This is a genomic window from Mycobacterium sp. 1165178.9 (assembly GCF_001673555.1).
Lineage (GTDB): Bacteria > Actinomycetota > Actinomycetes > Mycobacteriales > Mycobacteriaceae > Mycobacterium.
Window position 1 is genome coordinate 1 of sequence record NZ_LZMB01000373.1, and the last position, 5,976, is coordinate 5,976.

At 65.7% G+C, this 5,976-nt stretch carries 5 protein-coding genes, 2 tRNA genes and 1 pseudogene; 5 read left to right on the forward strand and 3 right to left on the reverse strand.

Going from position 1 to position 5,976, the window contains the following annotated elements:
- Positions 1-622: pseudogene (locus tag A5652_RS16125) on the reverse strand (MFS transporter); the annotation flags it as partial.
- A 277-nt stretch (positions 623-899) separates the two neighbouring features.
- On the opposite strand from A5652_RS16125, the gene A5652_RS16130 reads away from it, so the two are divergent.
- The 4 genes from A5652_RS16130 to A5652_RS16145 all read left to right on the forward strand — a co-directional run bounded on the left by A5652_RS16130 (position 900) and on the right by A5652_RS16145 (position 3,550).
- Positions 900-1,706, forward strand: a complete 807-nt coding sequence (locus tag A5652_RS16130; protein ID WP_067353261.1) for a fumarylacetoacetate hydrolase family protein — start codon at positions 900-902, stop codon at positions 1,704-1,706.
- A complete protein-coding gene (gene gltX, locus A5652_RS16135; RefSeq protein ID WP_082983936.1) occupies positions 1,703-3,181 on the forward strand; it encodes a glutamate--tRNA ligase in 1,479 nt (492 codons plus the stop codon). The genes A5652_RS16130 and gltX overlap by 4 nt, the downstream gene beginning before the upstream one ends.
- Before the next feature lie 151 nt (positions 3,182-3,332).
- Positions 3,333-3,404: transfer RNA gene (locus A5652_RS16140), tRNA-Gln, on the forward strand.
- A gap of 73 nt (positions 3,405-3,477) precedes the next feature.
- Positions 3,478-3,550 (forward strand) — tRNA-Glu (locus A5652_RS16145).
- Positions 3,551-3,562: 12 nt separating this feature from the next.
- On the opposite strand, the gene A5652_RS16150 is transcribed toward A5652_RS16145, so the two are convergent.
- Both A5652_RS16150 and A5652_RS16155 read right to left on the reverse strand, forming a co-directional pair.
- Positions 3,563-4,075, reverse strand: coding sequence for a pyridoxamine 5'-phosphate oxidase family protein (locus A5652_RS16150; protein WP_067353267.1), 513 nt, complete (start codon positions 4,073-4,075; stop codon positions 3,563-3,565).
- Between the two features lie 118 nt (positions 4,076-4,193).
- Entirely contained in the window at positions 4,194-4,895 is a 702-nt protein-coding gene (locus tag A5652_RS16155; protein WP_067353270.1) for an IclR family transcriptional regulator, read from the reverse strand.
- A gap of 85 nt (positions 4,896-4,980) precedes the next feature.
- Between A5652_RS16155 and A5652_RS16160 the strand changes: the two genes are divergently transcribed.
- Positions 4,981-5,976: 3-isopropylmalate dehydratase large subunit (locus A5652_RS16160; protein WP_067353273.1), on the forward strand; the 996-nt coding region annotated here is incomplete at its 3' end.

Genomic DNA, 5,976 nt, shown 5'->3' on the forward strand with positions numbered 1-5,976 from the left:
CAGTGCAGGTTTCTGATCAGCCACACCAGCATGAACGTCACGGTCACCGTTTGCGGCATCATCAGCAGACCCGCCACGCAAGCCCCGCGCCAGCGCGAGCGTTCAGGAACTCGCCAGCCCATACCGAGGGTCGTTGACACTGTGGCGAATTCACGCGGTGGCGGGTCTGCTGATGATGCCGCAAACGGTGACCGTGACGTTCATGCTGGTGTGGCGGAAACCAGGCGGACACCAGCCGGCCGCCGGCCGTGTTGCAGGCGGCGGCGGCCATACCGCCGAGAAACAGGTATAAGGCGATCATCACGATGGAATGCGCTGAGGCCGCGGCGTAGGCGGCCGCTGCGGTCAGCGCCGAGCCAGTGGTCATCACCACCCGCTCGCCGACCCGGTCCAGCACGTATCCCCAGAGCACCAGCGTGACAACCATGCCCCAGCTGGGCATCGAGGCCAGCAGACCGGCTTCGTCGAGCCGGATACCGCGCACGGCTTGCAGCGACGGGATGAGGAACGCCACGCCGTTGATGAAGAGGAACGAACTCGCCGTTGCCAGCAGGGAAGAGATCATGATCGACCAGCGCGCGCCCGCGCCGATTTCGGGCGTCGCGGCCGGGTCGGTCTGCATTCCCAATGCTTGCATACCGGTGCGAAATTTTGGGCCAGGACTTGTGCCGGTGCCCGTCACCGCCACGCCCGGCTACGCCGCGCTCGCGACCGTCACTAGCTCGGATGGTGACGGCCCGCCACGCCCGGCTACGCCGCGCTCGCGACCGTCACTAGCTCGGATGGTGACGGCCCGCCACGCCCGGCTACGCCGCGCTCGCGACCGTCACTAGCTCGGATGGTGACGGCCCGCCACGCCCGGCTACGCCGCGCTCGCGACCGTCACTAGGCTCAACCAAATGCGCCTTGGTCGAATCGCCAGCCCCGACGGTGTTGCCTTCGTCAGTATCGAAGGGGAACTCGACGACCCAGCCGAGATGATCGCGCGCGAGATCGCCGAACATCCGTTCGGCACGCCGAACTTCACCGGCCGATCATGGCCGCTGGCCGACGTGCGGCTGCTCGCCCCGATACTGGCCAGCAAGGTGGTGTGTGTCGGGAAAAACTACGCAGATCACATCGCCGAAATGAAGGAAATGACCGGCCCGGCCCCGGTGGATCCGGTGATCTTCCTTAAACCCAGCACCGCGATCATCGGGCCGAACGTGCCTATCCGCTTGCCGGCCAACGCATCACCCGTGCACTTCGAGGGTGAGCTGGGGGTGGTCATCGGGCGGCCCTGCAAGGACGTCTCGGCCGCCCAGGCGGCAGAGAACATCCTCGGCTACACCATCGGCAACGACGTGTCGGCGCGCGACCAACAAAAATCCGATGGCCAGTGGACCAGGGCCAAGGGGCATGACACCTTCTGCCCGGTGGGGCCGTGGATCGTCACCGATCTCAAACCGTTGGATCCGGGCGATCTCGAATTACGCACCGAGGTCAACGGCGACGTCAAGCAGCACAGCCGTACCTCGCTGCTGATTCACGACATCGGGTCGATCGTCGAGTGGATCTCGGCCGTGATGACGCTGCTGCCGGGCGACATCATTTTGACCGGAACGCCGGCCGGTGTCGGCCCCATTGAGGACGGTGACACCGTCTCCATCACCATCGAGGGCATCGGCACCCTCACCAATCCCGTGGTCCGTAAAGGAAAATCGTGACTGCACCAGCCCAAGTCCGCGTCCGTTTCTGTCCCTCGCCCACCGGCACGCCGCACGTCGGAATGGTCCGCACCGCGCTGTTCAATTGGGCCTATGCCCGACACACCGGGGGCACCTTCGTGTTTCGCATCGAGGACACCGATGCGCAGCGCGACAGCGAGGAAAGCTATCTGGCGCTGCTGGACGCGCTGCGCTGGCTCGGCCTGGATTGGGACGAGGGACCAGAGGTAGGCGGACCCTATGGCCCCTACCGCCAGTCACTGCGCAGTGAGATCTATCACGATGTAGTGGCCAAGCTGCTCGAAGCGGGGGAGGCCTACTACGCCTTTTCGACGGCGGAGGAGGTCGAAGCGCGCCACGTCGCCGCGGGCCGTAATCCCAAGCTGGGCTACGACAATTTCGACCGGCAGCTGACTGATTCCCAGCGCGCCGCGTTCCTGGCCGAGGGCCGCAAACCGGTGGTGCGGCTGCGGATGCCCGACGAAGACCTCGCGTGGGATGACCTGGTTCGCGGTACCACCAGCTTCGCCGCCGGGTCGGTGCCCGATTTCGCGTTGACCCGTGCCAACGGAGATCCGTTGTACACCTTGGTCAACCCGTGCGATGACGCGCTGATGAAGATCACCCATGTGCTGCGCGGGGAGGATCTTCTGCCGTCGACGCCGCGCCAGCTTGCGCTGTATCAGTCGCTGATCCGGATCGGCGTGGCCGAGTGCACCCCGCAGTTCGCTCACCTCCCAACGGTATTGGGGGAGGGAACCAAAAAGCTCTCCAAGCGCGATCCGCAGTCGAACCTGTTCGCTCACCGCGACCGGGGCTTCATTCCCGAAGGGCTGCTCAACTACCTCGCGTTGCTCGGCTGGGCCATCGCCGACGATCACGACCTGTTCAGCCTCGAGGAGATGGTGGCCGCGTTCGATGTGGTCAACGTCAACTCGAATCCCGCCCGCTTCGACCAGAAGAAGGCCGACGCGCTCAACGCCGAGCACATCCGGATGCTGGCGGTCGACGACTTCGCCACCAGGTTGCGCGACTATCTCAACGTCCACGGTCACCGCCTCGAATTGGATGACGACAGCTTCGCCACCGCCGCCGAGCTGGTGCAGACCCGAATCGTGGTGCTCGGTGACGCGTGGGGTCTGCTGAAGTTCCTCAACGACGACGAGTACGCGCTCGACCCCAAGGCCGCCGCCAAAGAGCTGGGAGCCGACGGCGCCGCGGTTCTGGACGCGGCGCTGCCAGCGCTGGACGCCGTGGCGAACTGGACCGCTCCGCAGATCGAAGCCGCGCTCAAGGCCGCGCTCATCGACGATCTGGGCCTCAAGCCGCGCAAGGCGTTCGGCCCGATCAGGGTGGGGGCCACCGGGACGACCATCAGCCCGCCGTTGTTCGAGTCGCTCGAGCTGCTGGGCCGCGACCGCAGCATGCTGCGACTGCGGGCGGCGCGTGAGACCGCCGGGCGGGACCCCGCGTGAGTGACGGGCGCCGCGCGTGCGGAGTGTCCGTCGAGACTTTGGTAGTCTGCACTGCGGTTTACCGAAAGGCCCACAACGGCTGGCGGCGGCGGAGTCCAAAGAGCTTATGAAAGCCCGCAATCGGCGTTGACCAGCGGTTTTAGGCAGCCAATGGGGTATGGTGTAATTGGCAACACAGCTGATTCTGGTTCAGCCATTCTAGGTTCGAGTCCTGGTACCCCAGCAAAACTCTCTCCGCCTCAAGCGATTAGGTGGGCTTAGCGGGGTGAGTTATGCTGACTGCTCGGATCGTTTCTGGCCCCGTCGTCTAGCGGCCTAGGACGCCGCCCTCTCACGGCGGTAGCGTGGGTTCGAATCCCATCGGGGCTACAAATATCGCAGCTACTGGTCGGTCCCCAGGACTGCCGGCGCTGTCGATCCGCCCACCGGCATGGCCGGCAAGCCAAGTTTGCGGTGATCCCAGGAACGAGCCCGGCGGGCCACAATGCGAACGCAGACCCGCTTGTTCATCATCTGCTCGACGAACGGTTTCATGTCCTCGCTGTAGGGGCCGGTATAGCGCTCCCAGACGCTGACGCCCACGCGGTGCGAGACGTCGGGATCGTCGACGATCTCGGCGACGCCCTCGAAGGACACCCCGCGCAGCGTGTCGTACGTGTGGCCGTCCTCGATCAGAAAGCTCACCCGCGGATCGCGCGTGAGGTTGACGGCCTTCTGCGACTTGGCCTTGGTCTCCAGCCAGATCTCGCCGTCGACGACGGCGTACCACATGGCGGTCAGGTGAGGCTGGCCGTCGGCGCCGACGGTGGCCAGCGTGCCGGTGCGGCTTTTCACGACGAATTCGGCGACCTCGTCTTCGGACATGACGATGCTCGCGCGCTGATTGGTTCCCATGCCGGTCAGTCTGTCAGGCGGTCTCTCGTTGACTGTGCGCTGGTGGCGTAGAGCGCGCGATGAGGGCGCCGAATTCCCGATTACGCCGCCCCGGATGCACACTCGCCGCCGGAACGGGTTAAAGGCGACGGGTAAGAGCTTCGGCGGCGGACAGAAGATCGGCGGCCCAGCGTGCCCCGGGGCGCCGGCCGATCCGGTCGATGGGGCCCGAGACCGAGATGGCCGCGACGACGGCACCGCGGCTATCACGCACCGGCGCCGACACACTCGCCACGCCCGGCTCGCGCTCGGCCACGCTTTGCGCCCACCCCCGCCGCCGCACTTCGGCCAGTGTTCGTTCGGTGAATTTCGCGGTCGCGAGCACCGCTTTCTGGGTGGCCACGTCGCTATGGGCCAGTAGAACTTTGGCGCCCGATCCGGCCGTCATTGGCAATCGCGCCCCGATCGGAACCGTATCGCGAAGGCCCGCAGCGGGTTCCAGTGCGGCGACGCAGACGCGGTCGGTGCCCTCGCGACGGTAGAGCTGCACGCTCTCGCCGGTCGTTTCGCGCAACAGCGGGAGCACCGCGGCGCTGGCGGTCAGCAGCGGATCGTTGACGTGGGCCGCGAGTTCGGTGACGGCCGGACCGAGCAACCAGCGTCCTTCGTCGTCGCGTGCCAACAGGCGATGGACTTCGAGGGCGGCGGCCAGCCGGTAAGCCGTCGCGCGGGGTAAAGAGGTGCGCTCACACAGTTCGGCCAATCCACAGGGCGATTGGGAGATCGTTTGCAGGATACCCACCGCTTTGTCCAGGACGCCGATGCCGCTATGCTGTCTCACAAGGAGATACTAGCGTCTCGCATTCTGAGATCACAGCCCGAATGCTCGGCGAGCCGCTAACGAGGCGAATCGAGGCGAGTTCGGTATGAGAATCGACCAAGGGGCGGCGGGAGTCGCCACCAAACCGCGCACTCTGGCCGAAAAAGTCTGGGATGACCACGTTGTGGTGTCAGGAGGTGCCTCGGAGCAAGGAGGGGCGCCCGACTTGATCTACATCGATCTGCACCTGGTGCACGAGGTCACCAGCCCGCAGGCTTTCGACGCCCTGCGCCTGGCTGGCCGGCCGGTGCGCCGCCCCGACTTGACGCTGGCGACCGAGGATCACAACGTCCCGACCACCGATATCGACAAGCCGATCGCCGACCCGGTGTCGCGGACCCAGGTCGAGACATTGCGACGAAACTGTGCCGAATTCGGTGTGCGGCTATATCCAATGGGCAACGTCGAGCAGGGCATCGTGCATGTGGTCGGGCCGCAGCTGGGCCTCACTCAGCCCGGAATGACGGTCGTCTGTGGTGATAGCCACACCTCGACCCACGGCGCATTCGGCGCTCTGGCCATGGGGATTGGCACTTCGGAGGTCGAGCACGTGCTGGCCACCCAGACGTTGCCGCTGCGGCCGTTCAAGACGATGGCGGTCAATGTCGATGGGCAGCTGCCCGCCGGGGTGACGGCCAAGGACATCATTCTCGCCCTGATCGCGAAGATCGGTACTGGCGGTGGGCAGGGCCATGTCATCGAATATCGAGGCAGCGCCATCGAATCGCTGTCGATGGAAGGCCGGATGACCGTCTGCAATATGAGCATCGAAGCGGGTGCTCGGGCGGGGATGGTGGCCCCGGACGCAACCACGTTCGAGTTCCTGCGTGACCGTCCGCACGCCCCGCAAGGGGCGCAATGGGATGCGGCGATGAGTTATTGGCAGCAGCTGCACACCGACCTCGGCGCCGAATTCGACACCGAGGTCTACCTCGACGCCGCGTCGCTGAGCCCGTTCGTGACGTGGGGCACCAACCCCGGCCAGGGTGTGCCGTTGGCCGACGCGGTGCCGGATCCCGAGCTGATGACCGACGACGCGCAG